The sequence below is a fragment of the Exiguobacterium sp. s101 genome (genome assembly GCF_018617835.1).
In the GTDB taxonomy this organism is placed as follows: Bacteria; Bacillota; Bacilli; order Exiguobacteriales; family Exiguobacteriaceae; genus Exiguobacterium; species Exiguobacterium marinum.
The window spans coordinates 16701-42098 of the sequence record NZ_JACSKX010000012.1 but is presented as its reverse complement, the minus strand read 5'-3'; the positions used below and the strand labels follow the sequence as shown (position 1 = coordinate 42098).

At 48.5% G+C, this 25398-nt stretch carries 28 protein-coding genes; 19 read left to right on the top strand and 9 right to left on the bottom strand.

The window, feature by feature from the left end:
• Window positions 1–83: 83 nt before the first annotated feature.
• The 5 genes from KNO76_RS10830 to KNO76_RS10810 all read left to right on the top strand — a co-directional run bounded on the left by KNO76_RS10830 (window position 84) and on the right by KNO76_RS10810 (window position 4988).
• Window positions 84–1385 carry an ABC transporter substrate-binding protein gene (locus KNO76_RS10830; RefSeq protein ID WP_026824385.1) on the top strand — a complete coding sequence of 434 codons (1302 nt, stop codon included), beginning with the start codon at window positions 84–86 and terminating at the stop codon, window positions 1383–1385.
• Between the two features lie 57 nt (window positions 1386–1442).
• Window positions 1443–2345, top strand: coding sequence for a carbohydrate ABC transporter permease (locus tag KNO76_RS10825; RefSeq protein WP_026824384.1), 903 nt, complete (start codon window positions 1443–1445; stop codon window positions 2343–2345).
• 3 nt (window positions 2346–2348) lie between these two features.
• The gene (locus KNO76_RS10820) at window positions 2349–3278 is read left to right on the top strand and encodes a carbohydrate ABC transporter permease (protein WP_200868269.1); all 930 of its coding nucleotides are present in this window, start codon (window positions 2349–2351) and stop codon (window positions 3276–3278) included.
• A gap of 24 nt (window positions 3279–3302) precedes the next feature.
• The gene (locus KNO76_RS10815; RefSeq protein ID WP_026824382.1) at window positions 3303–4655 is read left to right on the top strand and encodes a GH1 family beta-glucosidase; all 1353 of its coding nucleotides are present in this window, start codon (window positions 3303–3305) and stop codon (window positions 4653–4655) included.
• Between the two features lie 87 nt (window positions 4656–4742).
• Window positions 4743–4988, top strand: a complete 246-nt coding sequence (locus tag KNO76_RS10810) for a hypothetical protein (RefSeq protein ID WP_214704051.1) — start codon at window positions 4743–4745, stop codon at window positions 4986–4988.
• A 119-nt stretch (window positions 4989–5107) separates the two neighbouring features.
• Here the strand turns inward: KNO76_RS10810 and KNO76_RS10805 are convergent, their stop codons facing one another.
• The 7 genes from KNO76_RS10805 to KNO76_RS10775 all read right to left on the bottom strand — a co-directional run bounded on the left by KNO76_RS10805 (window position 5108) and on the right by KNO76_RS10775 (window position 10363).
• Window positions 5108–5686: a hypothetical protein gene (locus KNO76_RS10805; RefSeq protein WP_214885354.1), complete on the bottom strand. Its 579-nt coding sequence runs from the start codon at window positions 5684–5686 to the stop codon at window positions 5108–5110.
• Window positions 5683–6009 (bottom strand): hypothetical protein, encoded by a 327-nt coding sequence (locus KNO76_RS10800; protein WP_214885353.1) that lies wholly within the window; start codon window positions 6007–6009, stop codon window positions 5683–5685. The genes KNO76_RS10805 and KNO76_RS10800 overlap by 4 nt, the downstream gene beginning before the upstream one ends.
• A gap of 74 nt (window positions 6010–6083) precedes the next feature.
• Window positions 6084–7412 carry a PTS sugar transporter subunit IIC gene (locus KNO76_RS10795; protein ID WP_214704047.1) on the bottom strand — a complete coding sequence of 443 codons (1329 nt, stop codon included), beginning with the start codon at window positions 7410–7412 and terminating at the stop codon, window positions 6084–6086.
• A 12-nt stretch (window positions 7413–7424) separates the two neighbouring features.
• Complete coding sequence (locus KNO76_RS10790) at window positions 7425–8831, bottom strand: GH1 family beta-glucosidase (protein ID WP_214885350.1); 1407 nt, start codon at window positions 8829–8831, stop codon at window positions 7425–7427.
• Window positions 8832–8846: 15 nt separating this feature from the next.
• On the bottom strand, window positions 8847–9155 hold the full coding sequence (locus tag KNO76_RS10785) for a PTS sugar transporter subunit IIB (protein WP_015880671.1): 309 nt from the start codon (window positions 9153–9155) through the stop codon (window positions 8847–8849).
• The gene (locus KNO76_RS10780; protein WP_214885348.1) at window positions 9152–9499 is read right to left on the bottom strand and encodes a PTS lactose/cellobiose transporter subunit IIA; all 348 of its coding nucleotides are present in this window, start codon (window positions 9497–9499) and stop codon (window positions 9152–9154) included. Before KNO76_RS10780 ends, KNO76_RS10785 begins: the two co-directional genes overlap by 4 nt.
• A gap of 153 nt (window positions 9500–9652) precedes the next feature.
• Window positions 9653–10363 carry a GntR family transcriptional regulator gene (locus tag KNO76_RS10775; RefSeq protein ID WP_015880673.1) on the bottom strand — a complete coding sequence of 237 codons (711 nt, stop codon included), beginning with the start codon at window positions 10361–10363 and terminating at the stop codon, window positions 9653–9655.
• A 205-nt stretch (window positions 10364–10568) separates the two neighbouring features.
• Between KNO76_RS10775 and KNO76_RS10770 the strand changes: the two genes are divergently transcribed.
• From KNO76_RS10770 to KNO76_RS10745, 6 genes are read left to right on the top strand one after another with little or no spacing between them, the layout of a single operon-like run.
• Window positions 10569–11003: a hypothetical protein gene (locus KNO76_RS10770; RefSeq protein ID WP_214704043.1), complete on the top strand. Its 435-nt coding sequence runs from the start codon at window positions 10569–10571 to the stop codon at window positions 11001–11003.
• On the top strand, window positions 11000–11428 hold the full coding sequence (locus KNO76_RS10765) for a hypothetical protein (protein WP_214885347.1): 429 nt from the start codon (window positions 11000–11002) through the stop codon (window positions 11426–11428). The genes KNO76_RS10770 and KNO76_RS10765 overlap by 4 nt, the downstream gene beginning before the upstream one ends.
• Window positions 11429–11878, top strand: coding sequence for a hypothetical protein (locus tag KNO76_RS10760; RefSeq protein WP_214704036.1), 450 nt, complete (start codon window positions 11429–11431; stop codon window positions 11876–11878).
• Window positions 11862–12332 (top strand): hypothetical protein, encoded by a 471-nt coding sequence (locus tag KNO76_RS10755; RefSeq protein ID WP_214885345.1) that lies wholly within the window; start codon window positions 11862–11864, stop codon window positions 12330–12332. The genes KNO76_RS10760 and KNO76_RS10755 overlap by 17 nt, the downstream gene beginning before the upstream one ends.
• Window positions 12311–12829: a hypothetical protein gene (locus tag KNO76_RS10750; RefSeq protein ID WP_026824371.1), complete on the top strand. Its 519-nt coding sequence runs from the start codon at window positions 12311–12313 to the stop codon at window positions 12827–12829. The genes KNO76_RS10755 and KNO76_RS10750 overlap by 22 nt, the downstream gene beginning before the upstream one ends.
• A complete protein-coding gene (locus KNO76_RS10745; RefSeq protein ID WP_214885343.1) occupies window positions 12816–13286 on the top strand; it encodes a hypothetical protein in 471 nt (156 codons plus the stop codon). The genes KNO76_RS10750 and KNO76_RS10745 overlap by 14 nt, the downstream gene beginning before the upstream one ends.
• 14 nt (window positions 13287–13300) lie before the next feature.
• On the opposite strand, the gene KNO76_RS10740 is transcribed toward KNO76_RS10745, so the two are convergent.
• Window positions 13301–13636 (bottom strand): hypothetical protein, encoded by a 336-nt coding sequence (locus tag KNO76_RS10740; RefSeq protein ID WP_214704033.1) that lies wholly within the window; start codon window positions 13634–13636, stop codon window positions 13301–13303.
• A gap of 412 nt (window positions 13637–14048) precedes the next feature.
• Between KNO76_RS10740 and glmS the strand changes: the two genes are divergently transcribed.
• From glmS to KNO76_RS10710, 6 genes are all read left to right on the top strand, one after another.
• Window positions 14049–15845: a glutamine--fructose-6-phosphate transaminase (isomerizing) gene (glmS, locus tag KNO76_RS10735; RefSeq protein WP_214885341.1), complete on the top strand. Its 1797-nt coding sequence runs from the start codon at window positions 14049–14051 to the stop codon at window positions 15843–15845.
• A gap of 144 nt (window positions 15846–15989) precedes the next feature.
• Complete coding sequence (locus KNO76_RS10730; RefSeq protein WP_214885339.1) at window positions 15990–16259, top strand: PTS sugar transporter subunit IIB; 270 nt, start codon at window positions 15990–15992, stop codon at window positions 16257–16259.
• Window positions 16249–18279, top strand: a complete 2031-nt coding sequence (locus KNO76_RS10725; RefSeq protein WP_214885337.1) for a BglG family transcription antiterminator — start codon at window positions 16249–16251, stop codon at window positions 18277–18279. Before KNO76_RS10730 ends, KNO76_RS10725 begins: the two co-directional genes overlap by 11 nt.
• 167 nt (window positions 18280–18446) lie before the next feature.
• The gene (locus KNO76_RS10720; RefSeq protein WP_214885335.1) at window positions 18447–19868 is read left to right on the top strand and encodes a PTS mannitol transporter subunit IIBC; all 1422 of its coding nucleotides are present in this window, start codon (window positions 18447–18449) and stop codon (window positions 19866–19868) included.
• 47 nt (window positions 19869–19915) lie between these two features.
• Window positions 19916–20347, top strand: a complete 432-nt coding sequence (locus tag KNO76_RS10715) for a PTS mannitol transporter subunit IIA (protein WP_214704017.1) — start codon at window positions 19916–19918, stop codon at window positions 20345–20347.
• A complete protein-coding gene (locus tag KNO76_RS10710) occupies window positions 20348–21496 on the top strand; it encodes a mannitol-1-phosphate 5-dehydrogenase (RefSeq protein ID WP_214704015.1) in 1149 nt (382 codons plus the stop codon).
• Window positions 21497–21533: 37 nt separating this feature from the next.
• Here KNO76_RS10710 and KNO76_RS10705 read toward each other — a convergent pair whose 3' ends face one another.
• Entirely contained in the window at window positions 21534–23882 is a 2349-nt protein-coding gene (locus KNO76_RS10705) for a bifunctional diguanylate cyclase/phosphodiesterase (RefSeq protein ID WP_214885333.1), read from the bottom strand.
• Window positions 23883–24006: 124 nt separating this feature from the next.
• Between KNO76_RS10705 and KNO76_RS10700 the strand changes: the two genes are divergently transcribed.
• Together KNO76_RS10700 and KNO76_RS10695 are read left to right on the top strand one after the other, a co-directional pair.
• Window positions 24007–24834, top strand: a complete 828-nt coding sequence (locus tag KNO76_RS10700; RefSeq protein ID WP_214704013.1) for a type II CAAX endopeptidase family protein — start codon at window positions 24007–24009, stop codon at window positions 24832–24834.
• 28 nt (window positions 24835–24862) lie between these two features.
• The gene (locus tag KNO76_RS10695; protein ID WP_214704012.1) at window positions 24863–25384 is read left to right on the top strand and encodes a GNAT family N-acetyltransferase; all 522 of its coding nucleotides are present in this window, start codon (window positions 24863–24865) and stop codon (window positions 25382–25384) included.
• Window positions 25385–25398 lie beyond the last annotated feature (14 nt).

The following is a 25398-nucleotide window of genomic DNA, read 5'->3' as shown; positions in this document are numbered from 1 at the left end:
AACCGAAAGCGCTTTCGATAATTTTAAAACTCTTCTTGCAAGCGCTTTCTAACATTACTTATAAAAAAGGATGGGAACAACACATGCGTAAATTAGTCAGCTTACTTACACTCGGAGCACTTTCAGTTGGCGTCTTGAGCGGCTGCTCAGACAGTGAAGGCGGAGCTTCAGAATCAAAAGATGACGTTTTAAAAGTTTGGTCATTTACGGACGAGTTAAAAGAACCAATTAAAACATATGAAGAGAAAAACGGTGTCAAAGTTGAATTGACAATCGTTCCAATCGCAGACTATCCAACGAAGTTGAAGCCAGCTCTTGAAAGCGGCGTCGGCGCACCAGACGTCTTCACAGGGGAAATCGCCTTCCTCAAACAATGGGTCGACGCTGGATATTGGGAAAACCTTTCAGACGAGCCGTACAGTGTCGATGAGATCGCAGACAACTATGTCCCTTACGTCTTTGACCTCGGGAAAGACAAAGACGGAAACGTTCGCGCTCTCTCATGGCAAACGACACCAGGTGGCGTTTACTACAAACGTAGCCTAGCAAAAGAAGTGCTCGGTACAGATGACCCGACTGAAATCGGTGACATGATGAGCTCGATGGACGGCGTCTTCGAAGTTGCTGAGAAAATGAAACAAAAAGGATACAAGATGTTCCCGGATGAAGGTTCAATTCGTTGGTTCTCACAAGGGGCAAACCCAGAAGCGTGGGTTAACGACAAGAACGAACTCGTCTTGACGGAAGATAAGATCAACTACATGGACTATGCGAAAGAACTTCGTGAGAAGCAATACACGGCTCTCGCACCAGAATGGTCTCCATCTTGGTTCGAAGGAATGGATAAGCCGATCAAAGTGAAAGAGAACGGAAAAGAGACAGAAACACAAGTCTTCTCGTATGTCCTACCAACTTGGGGTCTCCACTCTGTATTAAAAGAGAACGCGAAGGATACTGCAGGTGACTGGGCTGTAACTAGCGGACCAAGCCCATACTTCTGGGGCGGCACGTGGCTTGGCGTTTACAAAGATTCTAAAAACAAAGAAGCAGCTTACGACTTCGTCAAACTCATGACGCAAGATGAAGAGTTCTTGACAGAGTGGGCACAAGAAACAGGCGACGTACTTGCCTTCAACCCGGTTACAGACAAAATCAAAGACGATTTCAGTGAAGAGTTCCTCGGCGGACAGAACAACTATGAGTTCTTCCTCGACGAAGCAGATGAGATTACTCCAGGAATCGTCACGAAATACGACCAACAGCTCGACACGCTATATGGCGCATCGGTCCTTCAATATGTAGAAGGTAAGAAGTCGAAAGAAGAAGCGATTGAGGAGTTCAAGAAACAAGCGAAAAACGCTTACCCAGACATCGTTGTAGACTGACGATGACCAACACGAGGGGGGGATCCCCCCTCGGTTCTTATGGAAGGAGAAATACACGTGAAAAAACTAGATCGTTACGGCTATCTGTTCATCGCCCCGTTCTGGGTCGTCTTCTTGACGTTCAGCATCTATCCGGTCCTCTTAACGCTTTACTATAGCTTTACGAACTATACGGGAAGCCCGGGTGAAGAGGTCGTCGGGTTTGCGAACTATGCACGGTTGTTGACGGATACGTACTTTATCGAGGCGTTTTTCAACACCATCAAGATTTGGGGAATCAACTTCGTCTTGCAGATCGGGGTAGCACTTCTATTAGCACTCATCTTCTCAGATCTCCGTTTGAAGTTAAAAGGACTCTCGTTCTTCCGTTCGTTCTTCTATCTTCCTAACTTGATCACGATCAGTTCGGTCGCGCTCTTGTTCGGTATTTTGCTCGACTGGCAGCACGGTTCACTCAACATGGTGTTGATGAAAATCGGCTTGATTTCAGATCCAATCAACTGGTTGGCAGAACCGGTGACGGCACAGTTATCCGTTTCACTCATCTTGACATGGATGTGGTTCGGTCACTCCTTCATCATCGTCATGGCTGGAGTATCGGGCATTTCGACAGATTACTTTGAAGCCGCTCACATCGACGGTGCGAACCGCTGGCAGATGTTCACGAAAGTGACGTTGCCACTCTTAAAGCCGATTCTTCTCTACATCATGATTACGTCACTCATCGGTGGACTTCAGTTGTTCGACCTTCCGATGTTGATTACCGATGGAATTGGTTCACCAGACGGTTCATTGAACACGATGGTACTTTATTTGTACAACCAAGCCTTCAAGTACAACAACTACGGCTACGCATCTGCGGTCGCTTACGGCCTATTCTTGATTACGCTCATCTTCTCGGCGATCGTCTTCAAAGGTATGTTCCGCAATGAACGCACAGCACAGAAGAAGGGGGCGTAAGCGATGGAACAAAATGCAGAAACACGGCGTATGCTTCCTGATAGCGAAGCGCAGCCGAAACGTAAAGAAGACCGTCCACTCAAAATGGCGCCACCTTCGAAGAAAAAAACAAACAAACGCTTTGCGCGAGGGTTGATCTATACAGCACTGATCCTCCTCGCCATCGTCTGCTTCATCCCGTTCCTCATGATGATCGTCAACGCGACACGGACGAACGGAGAAATCATGGCTGGTTTCTCACTTCTCCCGGGGACGGCGCTCGCAGAGAACTATGCGACGCTCAGCGAATACATTAACATCTGGAACGGCTTCAAGAACAGTTTGATCATCTCGGTATCGGTGACGGTGCTGTCTGGTTACTTCTCAGCCCTCACGGCGTACGGCTTCTCGTTCTACAATTTCAAAGGGAAGAATGCGATGTTCATCTTCATGCTCGTCATGATGATGGTGCCGGCACAACTTGGACTCATCGGATTTTACGAGATCTCGAAGACGCTCGGCATTTTGGATACGTTCATCCCATTGATCGTCCCGGCGATTGCGACACCATTCACCGTCTTCTTCATCCGTCAGTACACGCAAGCGACGCTTCACATCAGCTTGATTGAAGCGGCACGGATTGACGGTGCGAGCGAGCTGCGTATTTTCCACACCATCGCACTTCCGATGATGATGCCGGCGATTGCGACGATGTCGATCTTTACGTTCATCGGCTCGTGGAACAACTACTTGATGCCACTTGTCCTCTTGTTCTCTCCTGAGAAATACACGTTGCCTGTCTTGATGGGCTTCTTGAAAGGATCACAAGTCGCAGAGAACCTTGGCTCGCTTTACCTAGGCATCGCGATCTCGGTCGTCCCGATCATGATTGCCTTCTTGTTCCTCTCGAAGTACATCGTCAGCAGTATTTCGGCAGGTGCTGTCAAAGAATAAATATAGAGAAAAGAGGAAAACACTATGCATTTTAAGAAAGACTTCGTATTCGGAACAGCCACGTCCTCGTACCAAATTGAAGGCGCACACAATGAAGGAGGCCGTACTCCTTCCATCTGGGATATGTTTTGTGACATCGACGGGCGCGTGTTTGAAAAGCATAACGGCGATGTCGCATGTGACCACTACCATCGTTATGAAGAAGACATTCAGCACATCAAAAAACTAGGTGTCGATACGTATCGATTCTCCATCGCGTGGCCACGCATCTTCCCTGCCAAGGGAGAGTATAACCCAGAAGGTATGGCGTTCTACAAAAACTTGGCGCTGCGTCTCCGTGAAGAAGGAATCAAACCAGCCGTCACCATTTATCATTGGGACCTTCCGATGTGGGCTCACGAAGAAGGTGGTTGGGTCAACCGTGAATCGGTCGACTGGTTCCTCGATTATGCGAAAGTCTGTTTTGAAGAGCTCGATGACATCGTCGACTCTTGGATCACTCATAATGAGCCTTGGTGTGCCGGCTTCCTTGGCTACCACGTCGGTGTTCACGCACCGGGTCATCGTGACATGAACGAAGCGGTACGCGCCGTGCACCACATGTTGTTGTCGCACGGAAAAGCGGTCGAATTGTTGAAGCGAGAGATGAAGTCCACGACCCCGATCGGTATCACGCTCAACTTGTCACCGATGTACGCGAAGACGGATTCGGCGAATGACCGCCTTGCGATGAACAATGCCGACGGGTATTCGAATCGCTGGTTCCTCGATCCGGTCTTCAAAGGTGAGTATCCGGTCGACATGATGAACTTGTTCTCCAAATATGTGCATAACTTCGATTTCATCCAATCGGGTGATATGGAGACCATCTCGACAGCTTGTGATTTCTTCGGCATCAACTTCTATAGCCGTGGCATTGTCGAGTTCAACGCAGCAAATGATTTTTTGAAGGCAGACGCTTACTCGGACTACGAGAAGACGGGCATGGGCTGGGATATCGCCCCGAACGAATTCAAAGACCTGATCCGTCGTTTACGCGCCGAGTATACTGACCTTCCCATCTACATTACAGAGAACGGCGCCGCATTTGACGACGTGCTAGAAAATGGCGAAGTCCATGACGATAACCGGATCGACTACGTCCGCCAGCACCTCGAAGCCGTCTCTGACTTGAACGATGAAGGCATGAACATTCAAGGCTACTACCTCTGGTCGCTCATGGATAATTTCGAATGGAGCTTCGGATACGAGAAGCGCTTCGGCATCCTCTATATCGACTTTGAGACGCAAGAGCGCATCTGGAAAGACAGCGCGAAGTGGTATGCCGGTGTCATCGCCGACCATAAGGCCAAACACGCGGATAGCGTCGAGGCGTAACATGCATCCATCCCTGCCGCTACGGGGATGGATTTTTTTGTGTGCAATTTATCTGTTGCGGGAACTGTAAGAGGGGGAGGGATATTCATGAAACGTGAATTTTCGATGTATGAAGTTACAGGCTATGACGACCAAGGAAAGATCAAGTTCGTTCATTTGAGAGAAGGAGAATTCGTGTTGCCGGTTGAGATTAAAGGAGATGACTTACGAAAAATCAAGAAGATAATGGAGCTTAACCCGGGTGTGACCGTGATTGTCCATGCGGCGATTGACCAGAGACGCATGCGTTTGCTCGAAGTAGATGGGTACTCGCTTCGAAAAGAAGACACATAAAACGCCAGCACCGAAAAACGGGCTGGCGTTTGTTTATGTAATTTGTATCATGTTCCCCTAGTTAGACTTTGGAATACATAGCACACGGCTCACGATTCGCTCGTGATCATGCACAAAAGTCACCGATCATGAAACGGTTCGGTGACTTTAGTAGATTGACTGATTTTTTTAACACGTTTCAATACGTCCTGTTTCGGTAAATCCGGGTAATCATGCTGGATGCGTTCGACGCAGGACACGATCGTTTCCGTGCGTAACAAGTGGAGAATCTGCTGATCGATTGAGTCGAGTTGAAGAGGTACGTCTTCTTTCGAACTCTCCCGATTCAGCCAAAATGATGCACCAAATAAGTGTACGAATACAATCGCCATGACGGTGAACGTCGATAAATCGATAGACGGAAAGAATGTCAGTACGACGTATAGACTGATTCCGCTCACTGTTCCGTGAAGAATGGTGTCGATTAGACGCGATACGTTCGCATGACCAAACGAGCGTAACGCTCCCGTTAACCCATCAACAAACAAACTTAGCACCGTCGACAACAGATAGAAACAACCGAGCATCGCGAGCGTCGATAAGATTCGGAACGATGTGTCTTCAAGTAAATAGATGAGAATCAAATCGACGGCAAATAGTGGGGCGAGGGCGAGCGCTAGAATCGACGCGCCCCAACCGAGTCCAGTCACAGCCTTCATGAGACGTGTGCACGATATCGTCCGAGTGCGATGATTGCACAGAAGAGACAGACCGTATGGATCACGACTCCGATGAGCATGGCATACGGGACGATCGATTGGAAGCCAAGACCGAAAGCGAGGGCGGCGCTCGATAAGATCATAAAGCTCGCTGTATAATTTCGTACGGTTCTTTTCTGCTTCTTTGCATGTACCACAGAGTATCCCGCAATGAGTAAAAAGACAGGAAACAACATAATCGGGTAGACCGATTGAAGCGCAAGTCCGAGTAATCCGGTCAGCCCCGCAAGGACAGCGAATATAGAAGGGTAGTATGATTTCAAATTTCCAACTCCTTAACTCTTTTCCCTAAATATAACAGCCCTCCTCATTGCTGAGAAGGGCTGTCGTTTTTGTTTCAGGCTGATGCTTTGTGTGCTTCTTCTTGTGCTTTCAATTCTTCACCGTAAGAGACGCGGTCTTGAATGCGAACGAACGGGAGGTAAACGGCAACGGCCATAGCGATTGTTGCAATCTGTAAGAGCGCGGCACGCCATCCGCCGATCAAGAATCCAGAGATGACTGGAGGTGTCGTCCAAGGTACTTGAAGCGCGTTGAACGGCTCGACCCAACCCCAAAGGATGGCAAAGTAGACCATGAATGAAGCGATGGCTGGCACGACGACGAATGGGACGAACATGATCGGGTTGAATACGATTGGCATCCCGAAGATGACCGGCTCATTGATGTTGAAGATACTTGGTGCAAGTGACAACTTCCCGAGCTGCTTCAAGTGTGCCGAGCGTGCAACGATTAAGACGGCAATGATGAAGCCGATTGTGATTCCTGAACCACCGAGTTTCGTGAACACATCGAGGAACTGGATTGTAACGATTTTTGCGTTCTCGCCAGCGACGAGCGTACCGCCTGCATCGATAATAGCTTGGTTTTGAAGTGCGTTCGCTGTGAGAAGTGGTCCCATGATTCCCATGAGGATTGCGGCGCCGTGAATCCCACACCACCACATGACCGACATGAGCACCATGATGATGACGGCTCCAGCGAGTGTGTCTGTCAAGTTTTGAAGTGGTGCTTGAAGCACATCATAGATGACTTCTGTGAACGTACGCTCTGCAACCGCTTGGAAAATCGCGAACGTCGCAACGGCGAGCGAGATGATCGCCAAACCAGGAACAAGGGCAGAGAATGAGTTCGATACGCCTGGTGGGACACCGTCTGGCATTTTAATGCTGATTCCGCGTTTGATGAACTGCGAGTAAATAAATCCGACTGCTAGTCCGACGATGATAGCAGCGAGGACACCTTGTCCACCTGTCCATACTTTTGGAATGACGCCACCGACGAATTCACCAGACTCAGACAAGACAGAAGCTTGCGTGATGATGAGGAATGAGATAATCCCGAGAATACCGGCAGGCACTCCTTCAATCTTTTCGTTCTTGACGTATGAGTAAGCGATTCCAAAAACACCAATCAAAGCAAGAATGTCAAACGTCGCGCCGACGACTTGCGTGAGCGGGAGTGACCAGTCTGCTCCGAATAGACCTGACATGAAGTCGGCCCAACCGGGAATCGGTAACGCCAGGATGAGAAGGAACAGCGATCCGATGATGGTCATCGGCATCGTGAGGATGAACCCGTCCTTAATCGCAAGGACGGGCTTGGCATTCGCGAAGCGAACAAAAGCAGGGGTGAACTTTTCAAATACTCTTTCTAAGCGGCTCATAGGGGAACCTCCTTATAGGTCTTCAGCGCGCGTGGCGATGATCTCTTTATACCAGTGGAACGACTGTTTCTTCTTCCGTGCGAGACCGTTGTTGTGGTCGACGTAGATGAAGCCGTATTGTTTCTTATAACCGTTCAACCAACTGAGCAGGTCGATTGCAGACCAAGCATAGTAACCGGCAACGTTAATGCCTTGTTGAACAGCGTGTTTGACTGCACGAAGGTGTCCTTCGATAAATTCGATTCGTGGCGTGTCCATGATCTCACCATCGACGATCGGGTCGACATCACCGAGACCGTTCTCTGTGATGTAGATCTTGACGTCGCCGTAACGATCTTTCAACATGTGCATTCCAGCGAGGAACGCTTCCGGTGAGATTTCCCAATCCCATTTCGTGTACACTTTGTCGTCCATCTTGACCGTCTTGTAGACGCCATCGAATGACGGATTACCCGGGCGACCTGTCGAGTTCTCACGTCCACCAGCCATGACGAGCGCCGAGTCATTTTTCATGACGCGCTGCGGGCTGTAGTAGTTGAGACCGATAAAGTCGTTCATCGGAGCGGTCCGTTTCAAGACGTCGAGTTCTTCCTCCGTCATGTCAGGGAGAAGACCTTGTTCGCTTAAACCGTTCACGACGTACTCTGGGTATTCACCTTTTAAGATTGGGTCATAGAACCAATGTGTCGCGTAAGCATTCGCATGCATTTCGGCAAATTTGTTCTCTTCTGCGTCATCGATACTGAACGCCGGGTTGAACACGTGTGTGATCCCGATTTCGCCAGTGTGACCGCTTTGTTTGAAGAGCTCGACGGCACGGGCGTGGGCGACGAAGACGTTATGCGTCGTTTGGAAATATCCTTTGACATCGCCTTCGATACCTGGTGGGTGTGCGCCTGTTAAGTATCCAAGTGAGCAGAAGATGACCGCTTCGTTGAACGTGATCCAGTGATTGACACGGTCACCGAACGATTGGAAGCAAGTATCGGCGAAACGGGCGAATGCGTCAACCGTCTCTTTGTTCTTCCAGCCGCCTTTTTCCTCAAGTGCTTGTGGAAGGTCCCAATGGTAGAGCGTCACGAATGGGACGATGTCATGTTTCAAACATTCATCGATCAAGTTGTTGTAGAACTCGAGTCCTTTTTCGTTCACTTCACCCGTACCGTTCGGGAAGACACGTGGCCATGAGATCGAGAAGCGATACGATTCGAGTCCCATCTCCGCCATGAGCACGATGTCTTCTTTATAACGATGGTAATGGTCGACTGCGACGTCGCCGTTTGTGTTTTCAAATGTCTTACCAGGAATTTTCGAGAAGACGTCCCAGTTCGAGAGGCCTTTCCCGTCCTCGTTCCATGCGCCTTCGACCTGATAAGAGGCCGAAGCAGCACCGAACAAGAAATCTTTAGGCATTTTCAAAGTCATCACCTCGGTTTATTTATTTACAAGTTTTAATGAGTGGTCTAATACTTTTGCGCCGTTCATCATGCCGTAGTCGACTGTGTTGATGACGTCGATTGGAACACCTTTTGGTTCACAGATTTGCTTCCCTTTTGAAAGAAGGTATTTCACTTGTGGTCCGAGAAGTGCGACGTCGATGTTGTCGACGTAAGTTTCCATCTCTGATTCTGGGTAAGCAGCGATTTCAGCTTCGATGCCACGTTCAGAGGCAACCGCTTTCATTTTTTCTACTAACATACTTGTTGACATACCTGCCGCACAGAAGAGTCCGATTTTAATCATTGTTGATCCATTCCTTTCAATTCGTTGATTTCGTTTTGCATGTTCATCATATATCCAAGCATTTCTTTGACGAGAATCGTGTTCATCAAGTGATCTTGCGCGTGCACCATGAGGACACCGACTGTTGCCGATTTACCTTGTGCTTCGAGCGTGACGAATTTCGTTTGAATCGCATGTGCTTCTTTTAATGTCGCGTCACCAGCAACGACTGCTGCCTCGGCTTCTGCTTTTTTTCCTTCTTGCATGAGGAGCATCGCTTGATGATAGCTCGCTTTGGCGTCACCCGAGAGGGCGATGAGACCGAAAATATCTTCCGGTGAGATGTCAATTGTTTCCGAAACCATAATATCTCTCCTTTTGTATGGATAACTTAAATTCATAGGTACAAATATTTTCTACAAGATGATAGTAGCACGAAAGCGTTTTCGTGTAAACCCTTTCTTTTCGGAAAAATGCATAAAAAAACACGCGCGAGAAAAAGCATCTCTCGGGCGCGTTTAGGACTTGATGTTCGAGACTTTTAGCATTTTGACATGTTTAAAATGGTGGATGGAACGAGAAACGTCGAAGATTTGTCCGTTCGTCAAATAGACGGTATTATCGACGATCAAGGCCGGATCGTTCTCGTTCAGGTCAAGCAGGTCGGCAGATTCTGAATCTAAAAAATCTGCATAAATGACACGGTCGGCAAATCCGATGGCGAGTTTTTGATCGCTTCGTAAATACGTATAAATCGACTTTTGGACGATATTCTCATCCAAGTAGATGACGAGCTCTTTTCGGAAGTATGAATCCTCTACCGAGAACGGGTGGTCATCAACGAGACGTAGGCGCTTCACGAAGTAGACGGGTGTGCCGATTGGGCACTTCATACGTTCGGCGACTTCATCGTTCGCCACTGTCTGTTCGAAGTGTAAGACGCGTGTCTCGACTTTTCGACCGCTGAAGTCACTTGTGAGACCTTGGAGCTTTTCTAAATTGATGTAATCGCTATTGTAATGGTCACGGACGAAGACGCCGCTCCCTTGAACTTGATAGACGTATCCTTTGTTGACGAGAATCTCGATCGCTTTTCGGACCGTGTTGCGGCTGACGCCATATTTATTGGCGTACTCATCCTCGGTCAATAATTTATTCGTATGTTGATAGACATGGTTGACGATGTCCGCTTCAATCTGACTTGCAACTTGCTTGTACTTCGGAGACATACAGTTCTACACCTTTCAAAAAAATTTGTGGGAATGAATTTGGTAACAGTATAGCAGATAACCTTTGTAAGCGGATACGTTTCGTTCGTCAATTGTTGAAAAAAGTCGAACGATTCAATGCTAGAATATTCGGAAAATGTGAAACAATAGTAAGAAATTATACGTATAAGGGAGATAGATGCTTTATAGAAAGGGTGTTTGTTAAGTGAACAATCAAAATCGCTTCGTACAAGAGGATACATGGTGGAAGTCACCACTTCGAATAAAATATACCTCGTTTGCGTTCATACTCATGGCGCTTGCTGTGTCGTACTTCGAAGGTAATGTAGGGCTGACAGTTCCACTCATTGTTGGTGGAATCGCAATGATTGGGCTAGACGTTAGCAAGTATCAGAAACAACGTACGCATGTAAGCGAAAAAATCAAAGTGAAATCTCTTAAATGGGAGCTCATATATGATTTAGTGGATTCTGCAATTCTTATTGTAATAACCGTGACGCTCCTTTTTATGAAACTTGACACTTTGACAATTTTTGTTGTTCTCACCTTGTGGATGGTGTTCGGTCAAACTTTCCAAAGACAATTTGGAGAGCGCATGCCTTCGGTGGATCAATCCGCGAAACAACGGTTAAAGAGATGAATGAACGCATAACGAAAGAAAAAGCATGGAAACGTTTATTCGACCAATGGATATTCGGCTTGTTTGGCACATTTGTAGTACTGATGTTACCAATCAGTTTATTGACCGATGAGCTCACATGGGGCGCGCTGTATATCGCCTGTACACTCATTCCGCTGAACATCTTATATGTGAAGCGTTATCGAATGCGCCTGAGGTTTCAACTAGAATTGAAAGGATTGTATCGTCGTCAACTCGTTCGGGACGGGATCAACAGTGTTGCCTGTTTTCTCGCATTGAATCATCAATTATTGTTCACCTCAAACATGGCATATGTGGGCGTCACGGTTTTCATCGGCGGCGCGATGCTATTGACATGGAACGTGAAGATACAAACGGAACGAGAAGATACGGAGTATATGCATGTGGACAAGGAGGCGATATAGGTGGCGCAAGACGTAAAGTGGATGCAACGGATGCGACATTATGCCGTACCTGTCTTAATTCTGTATGTCACGGCCGTCATTGTCGCTCTCTTATTAGAGAAAATGTTGCTCATCCCCATCATGGCGTCGGTCTCCGTGATTATCGTCGTGATGGGCTATAAAGAAATGCGAATCATGTGGCGAATGACAAAACATCCGAAGGCGCATCGAATCCTCATTTTTCAATACGTGTTCGAATGGGTGGATGCCGTTTTGTTGACGGCACTCATGGTGACGCTGCTGACAGCGGAAGATTTTGGTCTCATGATTGGCCTCTTTTTTGGGATATGGGGAGTATTAAGTCCGATTCGGCAGAAGTGGTTCACAAAGCAACTTAAACAAATCGATCCGGAATTACCGACGTATGAGGAAGTGATTGAAGGGAGGGTCTCGCATGAATCGTCAAGTTGAACTTACAGTAGCGCATGCCAAACAATTTGATCGGTTCTTTGGCTGGCCGGTACTCGTCATATTCCTAATCTCGTTCATCGTGATGTTACGGACACAGGCGACATGGGTCATCCCCGTCATGTTGATCGTATCCATGGGGCTTGCTTATAAAGGATTCATGGAATATCGAGTCATTCGCCATTTTGCCGAACATCAAAACGTCGTACGGGTGTTACGATATCGACTCGTTGATTGTTGGATTAGTGCCGTCTCTTTATTTGTGCTGTTCATCCCGATGTATGTAAACGAAGATGCCTTCATCCTGACCGGTGGGATCGTCGCCCTTTGGGGGTTGACTAAATCGTATCGAGAGAATAAGTGGGAAGAGCGAATCCATGCGCATCAGTCAGGATTACCAACGTATGAAGCGATACTAGAAAGCGAGGGGGCCATATGGAACCATCACCAAAAGTAAAAGCGCAAATCGACACGATTCTAAAAGTAGACCGTTTGACTAAATGGGGTGTCGGCATCATCGGGATCGGACTCGTCGTCAGTTTTTTGATTTATGCCTCGTATTGGACACTCTCAGATGGCATCGTTACAGGGACATTATATGCGGTGCTCGCTGCAATCTTATCGGGTATTTTTATTCAATATCGGATGTGGCTACGTTTCGTGACGAATCAAACAGCGCGTAACCTCTTATCATTCAAAATGATGGCACACACGCTCGCTTTGACGGGTGTTGGGATTTACGGACTCTTTTACTTCACGAGCGAAACGACAGGCTCACAATCGTTCCGTGTGTTTCTCCTTTCTCAGCTTACGTTTTTCGGGATTGAATATTTGGCGAAGCGCTTTGACCGCGTCATTCAGTCTTATGATGAGAACTATTTGACGGATCAAGACTTAAGAGAGATTCGTGACGTCCGCGAATACGAGAAGGAGCAACGTCGTGAACAAACGTGATCAGATGAGAGAGTTGACGGCATTTGATGAATCGGGGAAATGGACTGTGAGTATGATGAGCGGTGCTCTCGCACTCATGCTTTTCTTCGCTGTGGAGAAGGGCTGGATTTCGTTAGCGGGTGTATTGTTGATTTCGGAAATCGCAGCGTTACCTGCATGGAAAAGCGCGTGGGACCGAGAATCGATTAAGAAGCGTTATTTGAAGTCGAGAGAGGCGAAACGACTCGCGCATTGGAACTCAGTCACCGGTTTGATTGGGTATCCGTTTGTCATTGTCCTTTTATATTTCACAGTTTCAGGGCAGATTTCGACGCTTGCTTTCTTTGTAACGATTGCAGTGCTCATCCCGAGTTCTATGATGTTGCATCGATTGTATGAATGTCATATGGTTCGGCTTGATGAGAACTATGTCACGGAACGAGAGTTAAAGGAAGAACAGAAATGGGGGAGCGCGTGAGCGTCTCTCCCATTTTATTTGAATAGACGAGCAATGAACGTTGCACATGCAACAAAGGGAAGGACGAGAAGGAGCCCGAGCCATTGATCTCGCCACACGACAAACCAGAAAGCGGCTTGCAGACATAGGATGCCGACTGCGGCAAACATCACGAATAAAAGTGCTTTCTTGCGGGTGGAGCGGTCATCCCACCATTCCTTGAAATAAGGGAAACTGCAGAGAAAAGCCATAGCCATAAAGAAAATCGCAGGAAACAACATGACATCCCCTAACGTGCTATTCCCTTCAAATTCGAGCCATCTGGATAAGACGGATAACAGTATGCCGATCAATAGGAAGATTCCACCCATGTGTTTCCCCTCATTTCTGTTCTCGTTACTTGTATCATGCCCGTTCTCTCCCTACTCGAAAACCTGATACATTGATGGCTTTTTAGTGAAAGTGGTGACTTTTACATGAACGGTAAAAAAGTATTTAGCGACTACTTTAACAATTTCTCTATCCAAGACGCCGTGTACTCGATAGCATGAAAGCGTATCTGGAGAAACGGCTAGATATGAAGTGAAAGCGCCAGAACTCTGCGGAGTTGACGAGGACGAAGGTGATCGAGATTTCGGCGGATGCCTTCCAGTCGCGTGTCACGACTGAGAGAGTCTTGATAAAACGTTCGGGTGACTGGTCGGACAAAACGAGACTTGATGACATCACTCAAAAAAGCCCGTTTCCTTTTTCGAGAAATCGAAGAATAGAGGAGATTTGTTTATGTGTGGAATCGTAGGGATGATCGGACAAGTTGGAACGAAAGAGATTTTATTGAAAGGGCTTGAAAAGCTCGAGTATCGCGGCTACGACTCGGCAGGGATTGCCTTAGTCGGCGAGGACGTTCGTACGTTCAAAGAAGTGGGGCGAATCCAAGCACTCCGTGACATCGTACCGGCTGACGCTGAAGGGACGATTGGAATCGGTCATACGCGTTGGGCGACACACGGGGTACCGAGCGTGCCGAACGCCCACCCGCATCAGAGCACGACAGGACGTTTCACGCTCGTGCATAACGGCGTGATCGAGAACGACGAGCAATTGAAAGCCACGCTTGACGCTCCGTTCCTTTCAGAGACGGATACGGAAGTCATCGTTCAGCTCATGGAGAAGCACTTCGTCGAGCTCGGTGACGTCGAGGCGGCGTTCCGCAAGACGCTTTCGGACCTCCACGGCTCATACGCAATCGCGATGATCGACTCAGAGGACCAGAATCGCCTCTATATCGGGAAGAACAAGTCACCACTCCTCGTCGGACTCGGTGACGGCACATTCAACGTCGTCGCATCGGACGCGATGGCGATGCTCCAGGTGACAGACCAGTACCTCGAGCTCCACGACGGTGAGATCGTCATCCTCACACGTGAGTCGGCGACGATCAAGACGCTCGACGGCGAAGTGCTCGAACGTGCGCCATACACGGCCGAGATCGATGCGTCAGACATCGAGAAGGGCACGTACGCGCACTACATGTTGAAGGAGATGGACGAGCAACCGGCCGTCATCCGCAACATCATCCAGCATTACCAGAACGAGAACGGCGAGATCGAACTCACGGAAGGCGTGCGTGAACTCGTGTCAGAAGCGGACCGGATCTATATCGTCGCATGTGGGACGAGCTATAACGCGGGACTCGTCGGAAAAGACATTTTAGAACGCATCGCCGGCATTCCGACAGAAGTGCACGTTTCTTCTGAATTCGGCTACAACATGCCGCTCTTAAGTGAACGTCCGTTGTTCGTCTTCTTATCACAATCCGGTGAGACGGCGGACAGCCGTGCCGTCCTCGTCGAAGTGAAGAAACGCGGATACAAAGCGCTCACTATGACGAATGTACCGGGATCGACGCTCTCACGCGAAGCGAACGAGACGATGCTCCTCCATGCAGGACCAGAGATTGCGGTCGCATCGACGAAAGCATACACGGCGCAGATCGCCGTCCTCGCGATTCTTGCATACGACATCGCCCGTGCGACAGGGAAAGAACTACCGTTCGACCTCATGCCGGAACTCGCCCGTGTCGCGACCATTATGGACTCGATCATGGCGCAAAAAGAGTTGTTCGAGGACCTTGCGGAGCGTTACTTGAAAACGACACCGAACACGTTCTTCATCGGTCGTGGGCTTGACGCGTCCGTCTGTCTCGAAGGGGCGCTCAAAGTAAAAGAGATTTCGTATATCCAAGCGGAAGGGTACCCAGGTGGGGAACTGAAGCACGGATCGATCGCCTTGATTGAAGACGGGACACCGGTCATCGCGCTCATCTCACAACCGAAGACGAACTTGAACATTCGCGGGAATGTCAAAGAAGTCGTCGCCCGTGGCGCGAATACCTGTATCATTTCGATGCAAGGCGTCGAACATGAGAATGATGACTTCATCTTGCCGCACGTCGAGCCACTCTTGGCACCGCTCATCAACGTCTTACCGGTTCAGTTGATGGCATATTATGCGGCGCTCGCCCGTGGTTGTGACGTCGATAAGCCACGTAACTTGGCGAAGTCGGTGACGGTGGAATAAACTGGTTATAGCGTAAGGCACCTTTCCTTGTGAGAGGTGCTTTTTACTCCTTGCCGATATCTTTGCCAACAAGCAAAATAGTAGGAGAAGTAAGCGGTTCCAACTTATGATTAGATAAAGATATGCGACGAAAGAAGGGCTGACATGAACGTATACATTGCTTGCCATAGTGGGTTTGTAACGAGTGCGATGGCAGCGAAGTTATTCGCACAGGCGAGCGAGGGACGCTTGTCTTGTACGATTACGCACGGAACGATTCAAAACATCCCGAATGAGGTGGATTTGATTCTCTATCAGGAAGGGGCGACCTCGGTCACCCATCCGACCGCACGTGTCCGGTCGGTCCAACAACTCCTGTCGCTCGAGGAATACCGACTACTTGTCGAAGAATGGATGGATGAGCATGAGACATGAGTGGACCGCGAGAGAACGGTCGATTTTACTACACTTATTGGCAACTGAGACATCGACACCGCTCGCCGAAATCGCGCAGGCGGTGAATTTGTCTGAGCGCACGGTTCAACGAGAACGACAATTACTTGAAGGCATCTTAAAAGAGTTCGAACTCGAACTCGCTTGGCAACGTGGTCATGGACTGAGCCTGGTCGGCAAGCCAGCTGCGAAACAACAGTTACGAGAAGACCTGATCTTATCTGCAGAAGCGATTCCGACGAGCGAGGACCGCTTATTTGAACTGGCTTGGCGTCTCTTGTTTGAGAACGATACACTCAAATTACAGGCAGTCGCCAAGCAGATGCACGTCTCGCCGAGTACGTTGACGCAAGACTTGGAGAAATTGGATCGATGGTTCGAAGAGTACCATTTAGAAGTTGAACGGAAAAAAGGAGTCGGGGCTAGAGTGCTCGGCTATGAGTCAGAGAAGCGTAAGCTACTCATCAACGCTCTGCTTGCCCATTGGGACACGCTCGCATTTTACCGCTTCGTCCGCGGAGAAGACGACTACATTCCTGCTTTTTTGAAGACCGTTCCATGTGAGGAGATTCTTGAAGGTCTTCGGGACGGCTATGATTATTTAAAGTCTCGCGCGTTTGAGCGAATGGATGACCGTACCATCATGCGGGTCACGTTCGCTTACGGCGTGCAACAGGAACGGTTAGCTTCTGGATTCTTTTTAGAGATGTATACGAAAGGACGGTCCGAGGACTATCTGAAAGTCGCCACCGATATGGAAGAGGCACTCGGGATCACCTACTCGATGGCGGAACGCGTCTGGTTCGCGGAAGAGGCGAACCGTCTGCGCTCAATTAAAGATCAAATGAAAGAAGACGAAGAAGAGCGGTGGATCATGCAGATTCGGGTGCATAAACTGATTCACCACGTCTCACTCATTTACGGGTTCACGTTTACGGATGACGTGGCTCTCGAACGAGGACTGCTCGCGCATATCTTGTCGAGTATGAATACGCAAGCGCTACCGGAGACGGGGACGGTCAAGCCTCATATCGACCGCGACTATCCGGGACTCCGTTCGGCCATTCAACAGGGTGCCGACATCGTCTTTGGGACAAATACGTTCTCCGAGGAAGAGACGGTATTTTGGGCGATGCACTTCGCGGCAGCACTCGTCAAACCGGTGCGGCGTCGTGAGTATCGGGCACTCGTCGTCTGCTCGGCCGGACTCGGTTCGTCGAAGATGCTCGTCAACCGCGTGCGTCAAGAGTTTCCAGAGATGCAAGACGTCGTCAACTCGTCTCTTTTCGGATTAGAGCAGCACCGACTTGAGGAATATGATGTCATCTTGTCGACGGTGCCATTACCACCACTCTCGGTACCTACATTAATCGTCAATCCGTTGTTGACGAGTGAAGAAGTACAGCGCGTCCGTCATCTCTTGTTGTCGTTACCGCAATCATTCCAAACGGTTACTTCAAAGCCGAGATCGACGATGCTCGATTTTGCCGAACTTGGCGAACTTTTAGAGACGTTCGAGCGGATGGATGATCAGTTTGATTTGGTCACACTCAACAATACGGACCGTTTAGAGGACATCTTGGTCGATATCGGAACACATCTTGAGGAACGGGATCTTGTCCAAAGCGGAATTCAGCTCTCTGCCCAACTGCTTCGTCGTCATGAGGTCGCGGGCCTTGGGGTGCCGGGTACGAAACTGGCGTTATTCCACGGACGACATGCCTCGATTGAGAAGGCGAGTGTGTTTGCGTTTGATTTAACGACCTCGATTCCGCTCCTTATGATGGATCAGTCGACCGAACCGGTGACACGTCTTCTTGTCTTGCTTGCACCGGAAGAAGCACGTGACGTCGAGCTTCACTTCCTAAGTGCGATCAGCGGGTCGCTCATTGAGAGTGAGGAGCATATGCGGCTATACAGCACGGGGACAAAAGAGGACCTCCGTTTGCTCCTGCACGAATGCATGAAGAAAATGATTCATGAGACATTGTACGAAAAATGACCGAACCATGGTCATTTTTTTGTTTGGCACAAAATGTTGCCAAAGTGTGAACTGGATTGAATTGAGAAAGCGCTTACTCCAGGCATACAATACAGGTGTAGAGCACAAACCGGTTAGCTACACTACACATTCAACCTTTCACATTTAAACGACTGGAGGTTTTATACATGGCGAATACGCAAGCAAGCTCGGGCGGGGTCCGAGTCAAAGTACAACGGTTCGGTAGTTTCCTCAGTGGGATGGTCATGCCGAACATTGGCGCCTTCATTGCCTGGGGGATTATCACAGCACTCTTCATTCCAACAGGATGGTGGCCAAACGAAAACTTAGCAGAACTCGTTGGTCCAACGATCACGTATCTCTTACCATTACTCATCGGTTTCACAGGTGGTAAATTACTTCACGATGTCCGAGGTGGTGTCGTCGGGGCACTCGCCACGATGGGGGTCATCGTCGGTACCGACATTCCGATGTTCCTCGGTGCGATGATCATGGGTCCACTCGGTGGTTATGTCATCCGCCAAGTCGACCGTGCCCTTGAAGGCAAAGTTAAAGCAGGATTTGAAATGCTCGTCAACAACTTCTCAGTTGGAATCATCGGTGGACTCCTCATGCTTGGAGGATTTGAAATCTTCGGTCCGATTATGAGCGCCCTTGATAAAGTGATGGCGGCAGGTGTTGACTGGATCGTCGGCGCGAAATTGCTTCCGGTTGCGAGTCTGTTCATCGAACCAGCAAAAGTGCTCTTCTTGAACAACGCCATCAACCACGGAATCTTGAGCCCGCTCGGTGTCGATCAAGTCGCAGACGCTGGAAAATCAGTTCTCTTCTTACTTGAAGCTAACCCAGGACCGGGTCTTGGATTACTTCTCGCCTATATGTTCTTCGCCAAAGGTGCAGCGAAACGTACGGCACCGGGGGCAGCCATCATTCACTTCCTTGGTGGGATTCACGAGATTTACTTCCCATACGTATTGATGAAGCCGGTTTTGATCCTTGCGATGATCGCAGGGGGCGCAACAGGAATCTTCACGTTCGTACTCTTTGATGTCGGTCTCGTCGCACCGGCTTCACCAGGTAGTATCTTCGCGATTCTTGCGATGGCGTCACGCGGTTCGTACGTCGGACTCGTGGCAGGGATTCTCTTATCGGCAGCGGTCACATTCGCTGTGGCGAGCGTCATCTTGAAATCGAGCGCAGCAGAGGAAGTATCACTCGAAGAAGCGACACAAAACGTGAGTGCGATGAAAGGCAAGCAATCTTACGCATCTGCTCTCGTGACAGATCGTCTTGATAAAGTCGACCATATCATCTTCGCTTGTGACGCTGGGATGGGATCAAGTGCGATGGGGGCCTCGGTTCTCCGGAACAAGGTGAACAAAGCGAACTTGCCGATCAAAGTGACGAACACATCGATCAGCAACTTGCCGAAAGATGCCCAGTTCGTCATCACATACGAAGATTTGACGGAGCGTGCGGAAGCGCAAGCACCGAATGCGATTCATCGTTCGGTCACGAACTTCTTGAACGCCGATTACTACGACCAATTGGTAGAAGAAATTAAAGCGGAACGCAGCAAAATTTCTTGAACTCAGAACAGATAGAGATACGGTTTAGCCATTAGGAGGAAATCAAAATGCCATTCATTCAAACAGAGATGATTCGACTTAACCAAACATTCGCAACGACAGAGGAAGCGGTCACAGCAGCCGGAGCCATCCTACAAGACGCCGGCTGTGTGACGCCGGAGTATGTAGAAGCGATGCATGAACGTCAAGCGATCGCGAGCGTCTATATCGGAAATCACGTCGCCATTCCACACGGTACAGAAGCAGCGAAATCAGCGGTTCAGAAGACGGGAATTTCGTTCCTGCAAGTACCGGACGGTGTCGACTTTGGAGGTCAAACGGCCAAACTCGTCATCGGAATTGCAGGTGTGAATGATGAACATTTAGAGCTCCTTTCGCAAATCGCGATTCTCTGCTCGGACGAAAGAAATGTGGAGCGTCTTGTTCAGGCGAAAACGAAAGAAGAAATCTTGGCGCTCTTTATGGAAGAGGTGGCGTAAATGAAAGCTGTTCATTTTGGGGCAGGGAACATCGGACGAGGATTTATCGGATTATTGCTCAATCAAAGTGGTTATGACGTAACGTTTGTCGACATCAATGATACGGTCATCGAAGCGCTTGAAGCAAAACGTCAATATGAGGTCGGATTCGCAGAAGATGGCGTCGAGCGTATCGTCGTCGACCGGGTTCGCGGTGTCAACAGTTTGAAAGAACCGGCTCGTGTCGCGGCTTTGATCGCAGAAGCGGATCTCGTGACGACGGCTGTCGGACCGTCACTCCTCTCAAAAGTGGCACCATTGATCAGTGAAGGACTTCGTGCTCGTGAAGTCGAGGATGCACCGGTCTATGTCATCGCATGTGAGAACATGATTGGCGGTAGTGCCATTCTCCGTCAAGAAGTAGAGGCATGTGGCGGTGTCGGGGAAGCGAATGTCTTCTTCCCGAACGCGGCTGTCGACCGCATCGTTCCCCTTCAACAGCATGAGGATCCGCTTTACGTGGAAGTGGAGACGTTCCATGAATGGGTCATCGAGACACAAGGGCTCAACGAACAACCACCGATTCAAGGTGTGACATGGGTCGAGGAAATCGGACCGTATATCGAACGGAAATTATTCACGGTCAATACGGGACACGCTATCGCCTCTTACATCGGCTCGTTGTTCGGGAAGGCAACGATTGACGAGGCGCTACAAGATCGTCGCGTCCGTCAAGTCGTTCAAGGTGCTTTGTATGAGACAGGCTGGTTATTGCTTGAGAAATACGGGTTCGAGGCGAAAGAGCATAGCCAATATATTCAAAAGATTATCAAGCGTTTTGAAAACCCGAAATTGAAGGATGAAGTGTCACGGGTGGCCCGTTCGCCGATTCGTAAACTTGGACCGAGCGATCGTCTTGTCAAGCCGGCACGTGAATTAATGGATAACGGCATCGAGCCGAACGAACTCGCTTACGGGATTGCAGCAGCCCTTCATTACTACAACCCGGAGGATTCGGAATCGTCGGAGCTGAACTTGTCGATCGAAGAACACGGCATCTCGTCAACGATTGAAAAATACCTTCATCTTCATGAAGGGGACACGTTGACCCAGTTGATTCTCGATCAATATCATTTGATTCGGGAAGAAGAAAAAGAACGCGTGTCTTAATCAAAAATCGCTTCTGTCAATTTGACAGAAGCGGTTTTTAGTGTTTGCCGAACTCGAGATAGGTGGTCGTCTCTTTTACATGAAACGGAACGTCTGTCTCAGACAACGGACGACTGAAGTAGTAGCCTTGTACATAGTCACAGGATTCCTTGAGTAACCATTCGAGTTGAGCGGATGTTTCCACACCTTCCATGAGAACTTTCATGCCAAGGTTGTGACCGAGTTGAATCATCGAGCGGACGATGGCCTCTTGATTGCGGTCGGTGAACAGGTTCACGATGAACGACCGATCGATTTTCAGCACTTGCACGGGAAGTTCCCGAAGTTGACTGAACGAAGAATAACCGGTCCCGAAATCATCGAGAGAAATGAGGATCCCGAGCTGATGCAACTGCGTCAGTTTTTCACGGGTCGAGGCCTCATATGACAGCATCGAGGACTCGGTCACTTCCAATTCGAGGTACATCGGGTCCATCCCTGTTTCTAATAGAATGGATTGTAGCGTATCAACAAAGTCTTCGCGCGCAAATTGGAGCGGGGAGACGTTAAGGGATAACGTAAAGGGACGTATTCCAGTTCGCTGCCAACGCACCCAAGTGCGACAGCTTTCTCGAATCACCCAATGGCCAATTGAATGAATTAACCCCGTGTTTTCTGCAATCGGAATGAAGTCAGATGGCGAAATCGTCCCGATTTGTGGATGTTGCCATCGGAGTAACGCTTCCACACCTTCCAATCGATTCCGCTTCAAATCAATTTTCGGTTGATACACGAGTGTTAGTTCGTCTTTAGTTAGTGCGGTGACAAGCGCTTTTTCCATCTCGATATTGCGTAAGATTTGAGGGCGCGATGATTCTTCGAATAATTTGATGTTATTCTCTCCATCTTGTCTGGATTCATCAGCGGCAAGACGAGCAAATTGAATGAGTTCTTCGGAAGAAGCACTATGCTTAGGGAAATGACTGATTCCCGCACTCATCGTCAATTCAAGTGTCGTGCCATCTACGTCAAAAGTAGATGAGATCGCCTTTATACACTTTTCTGCTTTTTGATGAGCGAGTGAGCTTCGTTGCGCGAATAGCAATATGATAAATTCGGATGGCCCGATTCGCGTCAGTACATCATCCGGGTGAATCGTATGTTTCAGACGATTGGCGACTTGAAGGATTAATTCTTCAGCTCCATGATGACCGAGAATGTCACTCAAAAAACGCCAGCGGTTGACGTCGATGTATAAGCAGGAGACCGAACGCTCTTGTAAGATACTCTCCTGAAGGAGCGAGTCGAGTTTGTAGCGATTCGGTAAATCGGTCAACGAATCATGGAACGCCATATGTTCAATCATGCGCTGTGAAGCGACCGTTTTGGTCACATCGCGTATAAACCAAAGTACTTGATTGTTCGTACCATCTTGAAGTGGGTAAGACGTCACTTCTAACGTGCGGTGATTCGTCTCAATTTGTACCGGCTGATAAAAATGTTGTTGAGCCGATAATAGAGGATGGTAATCCTGAAAAAAGGGTTCAGGGGCGCATCCTTCGAATAAGTGAGCGAACGCTTGATTTTGATAGCGGATTTCACCGTCACTCGTCGTCGTTACTACGGCATCCGTCGTCGACTCTAAAATCGTTTTTTGAAAAAGGTCACGCTTTTGAATTTGTCGGTCTAACGTATAAGCAATAAAATATGTCCCGAATAAGAGAAACACGATGCTTGTGACGAGCCACGCTAGCAAAGTGGGGTCAATCGGGATCCGACTCACAGGTGAAGCATCGGGGGTAATGATTGTTGCCCTCATCCCGGCGATATGCATACTGAAAATGGCTGTTCCCATCATGAGTGAGAACATTAGCTTCACAGAAAAGGGCGTGCGCTTTGTGGAGTATGAAGAAAAGAAACCTACCCACAGGGAGAGGTAGGAAGCGCTCCATGCAATTCCGATGGATAATAAAACCCATGAGGGATCGAGATCCAATTGAACGCCTTGTATGGCAGCCATTCCGATGTAATGCATGCTGACAATCCCGAATCCCATCAGACCGGATGACTGCAGTAGTGTCATCCATGTCTTGTTGCGGGAAACCAAGCCGAACGACAGAATGCACCCGGCAATCGCCGGAACCATCGACCCGATAATGACCCAGGTGGAATACGTGCTATCGTGTAGAGAAGCATGCCCAAGCATGGCCACAAAATGTATGGACCAGATCCCGAGACCTAAGGTAGTGCCGCCAAATAAAAGCCAAACGCGATGGGACGAGGTAGATTCTCCTGTGACTCGTTTCGCCAATTCGAGTGCCATAAAGGCAGAAACACTGGCAATAATGAAGGCGAGAAACATCAAAAAACCATTATGACTCATTGTCTGAGTGCTGATTTGTTCCATAATATCGATACCTCGTAGGATTATTTATTGTATGTTCACTTCATTATATGCGGAACAACACAGATTACATATAAAATTATTTAAATTAAATAACGGGTATTAAGTTGCTGAAGGGGGGCCGACTATGTATAAAAATAAATATATCAACTTTTTCTTGTTCATCGCATTCGGCTATTCATGGGTTATATGGACGACACTGTATTGGTGGACGGATTTACCGATTACGTTCATCGTCATCTTAGGAGCATTCGGGCCGAGTATTTCAGGCTTTCTCACGATGTATCGACTTCGTGGTGGGGCGGGGGTGAAGCATCTCCTTCGAAATAGTATCCAGTTCAAGATGAGTTGGAAAACGTATATGATTCCACTTTTATTAGTGCCGTTTTTATTTCTCGTTGCCTATTGGTGGACGGACCGAAGCGGTGCGTTAATCGTTCGCGAACCGTGGTGGATTGTCCCTTATTTTCTATATATGTTGTTTCTAGGTGGGACACTGCAGGAAGAGTATGGATGGCGCGGCTATTTGCTTGACGCGTTGCAGTCAAGGCTGTCTCCGCTTTTGGCCAGTCTGACACTAGGAGTCATTTGGACGCTTTGGCACACCCCTCTTTTCTTCATGGCTGGAACTGGGCAGATGAACTTGTCATTTTGGGCATATGGATTAGCCGTGATCGCCTACACGATTCTCATCACGTGGGTATACAATGGTTCGTCACGCAATCTGTGGTCTGCCTTTCTTATGCATACGATGTTTAACGTTATGCTCATCATGGTCGGGTTCGATGTGGAAGATGGCTATCCAATTGGATTTATTCATTTGACAATTACATTATGGACCGTTGTGATTTTAGTCATTTGGAAAACGTACGGAAAATTGAATTATGAACCGCTCGAAGAAATGATTCCAACTTACCCGAGTGTTACGCATCGGATTCGCGAGGGTAAAGAGTAGAACAAAAATAGAAAAGGAAGTGGACGTCTTGAAACTCCGCGCACTCGAACAATCAGACGTAAAGCCCTTGCAACGCTTATTGATGGATAGTTTGAGTGATTTGATGCGACGAGAGCGTTTTGAAGATGCCGATTTGCTTGATGAAGAAGTGGCGCGTCTGAATACGACCATTCAAGATCACTTTGATGACGATTTCGTGCAACTGTATGTTGTCGATCAAGATGGTGTGATTGTGGGCGTAGGAGCATTATTGCCACCCAACGATATCATTTCGGGACATCTCGAGGTCGAGCGCGATGCCATTGAACTAGGTAGTGTCTATATATCACCGCATATGCAGCGACTTGGCGTCGGGCAATTTTTGCTAGAAACGATGAAACGAGAGATCCTCGCTAGAAAGCAACACGTCTTTTATTTAGATGCGGGTTTTCCGAGCGCGCAAGCGTATTGGCAAAAACGATTAGGCGCACCCTCTCTCATTCTCGAACATTATTGGGGACCGGACGCATCACACATGATTTGGCGAGTGGACATCAAAAAGAGAACTTAGCGCTCGGGCTAAGT

Excerpts from the sequence above, each read along its gene's own strand:
- KNO76_RS10830 (WP_026824385.1), top strand. The coding sequence starts at position 84 with ATGCGTAAATTAGTCAGCTTACTTACACTCGGAGCACTTTCAGTTGGC.
- KNO76_RS10820 (WP_200868269.1), top strand. The coding sequence starts at position 2,349 with ATGGAACAAAATGCAGAAACACGGCGTATGCTTCCTGATAGCGAAGCG.
- KNO76_RS10815 (WP_026824382.1), top strand. The coding sequence starts at position 3,303 with ATGCATTTTAAGAAAGACTTCGTATTCGGAACAGCCACGTCCTCGTAC.
- KNO76_RS10810 (WP_214704051.1), top strand. The coding sequence starts at position 4,743 with ATGAAACGTGAATTTTCGATGTATGAAGTTACAGGCTATGACGACCAA.
- KNO76_RS10805 (WP_214885354.1), bottom strand. The coding sequence starts at position 5,686 with ATGAAGGCTGTGACTGGACTCGGTTGGGGCGCGTCGATTCTAGCGCTC.
- KNO76_RS10795 (WP_214704047.1), bottom strand. The coding sequence starts at position 7,412 with ATGAGCCGCTTAGAAAGAGTATTTGAAAAGTTCACCCCTGCTTTTGTT.
- KNO76_RS10785 (WP_015880671.1), bottom strand. The coding sequence starts at position 9,155 with ATGATTAAAATCGGACTCTTCTGTGCGGCAGGTATGTCAACAAGTATG.
- KNO76_RS10780 (WP_214885348.1), bottom strand. The coding sequence starts at position 9,499 with ATGGTTTCGGAAACAATTGACATCTCACCGGAAGATATTTTCGGTCTC.
- KNO76_RS10775 (WP_015880673.1), bottom strand. The coding sequence starts at position 10,363 with ATGTCTCCGAAGTACAAGCAAGTTGCAAGTCAGATTGAAGCGGACATC.
- KNO76_RS10765 (WP_214885347.1), top strand. The coding sequence starts at position 11,000 with ATGAATGAACGCATAACGAAAGAAAAAGCATGGAAACGTTTATTCGAC.
- KNO76_RS10755 (WP_214885345.1), top strand. The coding sequence starts at position 11,862 with ATGAATCGTCAAGTTGAACTTACAGTAGCGCATGCCAAACAATTTGAT.
- KNO76_RS10750 (WP_026824371.1), top strand. The coding sequence starts at position 12,311 with ATGGAACCATCACCAAAAGTAAAAGCGCAAATCGACACGATTCTAAAA.
- KNO76_RS10740 (WP_214704033.1), bottom strand. The coding sequence starts at position 13,636 with ATGGGTGGAATCTTCCTATTGATCGGCATACTGTTATCCGTCTTATCC.
- glmS (WP_214885341.1), top strand. The coding sequence starts at position 14,049 with ATGTGTGGAATCGTAGGGATGATCGGACAAGTTGGAACGAAAGAGATT.
- KNO76_RS10730 (WP_214885339.1), top strand. The coding sequence starts at position 15,990 with ATGAACGTATACATTGCTTGCCATAGTGGGTTTGTAACGAGTGCGATG.
- KNO76_RS10725 (WP_214885337.1), top strand. The coding sequence starts at position 16,249 with ATGAGACATGAGTGGACCGCGAGAGAACGGTCGATTTTACTACACTTA.
- KNO76_RS10720 (WP_214885335.1), top strand. The coding sequence starts at position 18,447 with ATGGCGAATACGCAAGCAAGCTCGGGCGGGGTCCGAGTCAAAGTACAA.
- KNO76_RS10715 (WP_214704017.1), top strand. The coding sequence starts at position 19,916 with ATGCCATTCATTCAAACAGAGATGATTCGACTTAACCAAACATTCGCA.
- KNO76_RS10710 (WP_214704015.1), top strand. The coding sequence starts at position 20,348 with ATGAAAGCTGTTCATTTTGGGGCAGGGAACATCGGACGAGGATTTATC.
- KNO76_RS10705 (WP_214885333.1), bottom strand. The coding sequence starts at position 23,882 with ATGGAACAAATCAGCACTCAGACAATGAGTCATAATGGTTTTTTGATG.
- KNO76_RS10700 (WP_214704013.1), top strand. The coding sequence starts at position 24,007 with ATGTATAAAAATAAATATATCAACTTTTTCTTGTTCATCGCATTCGGC.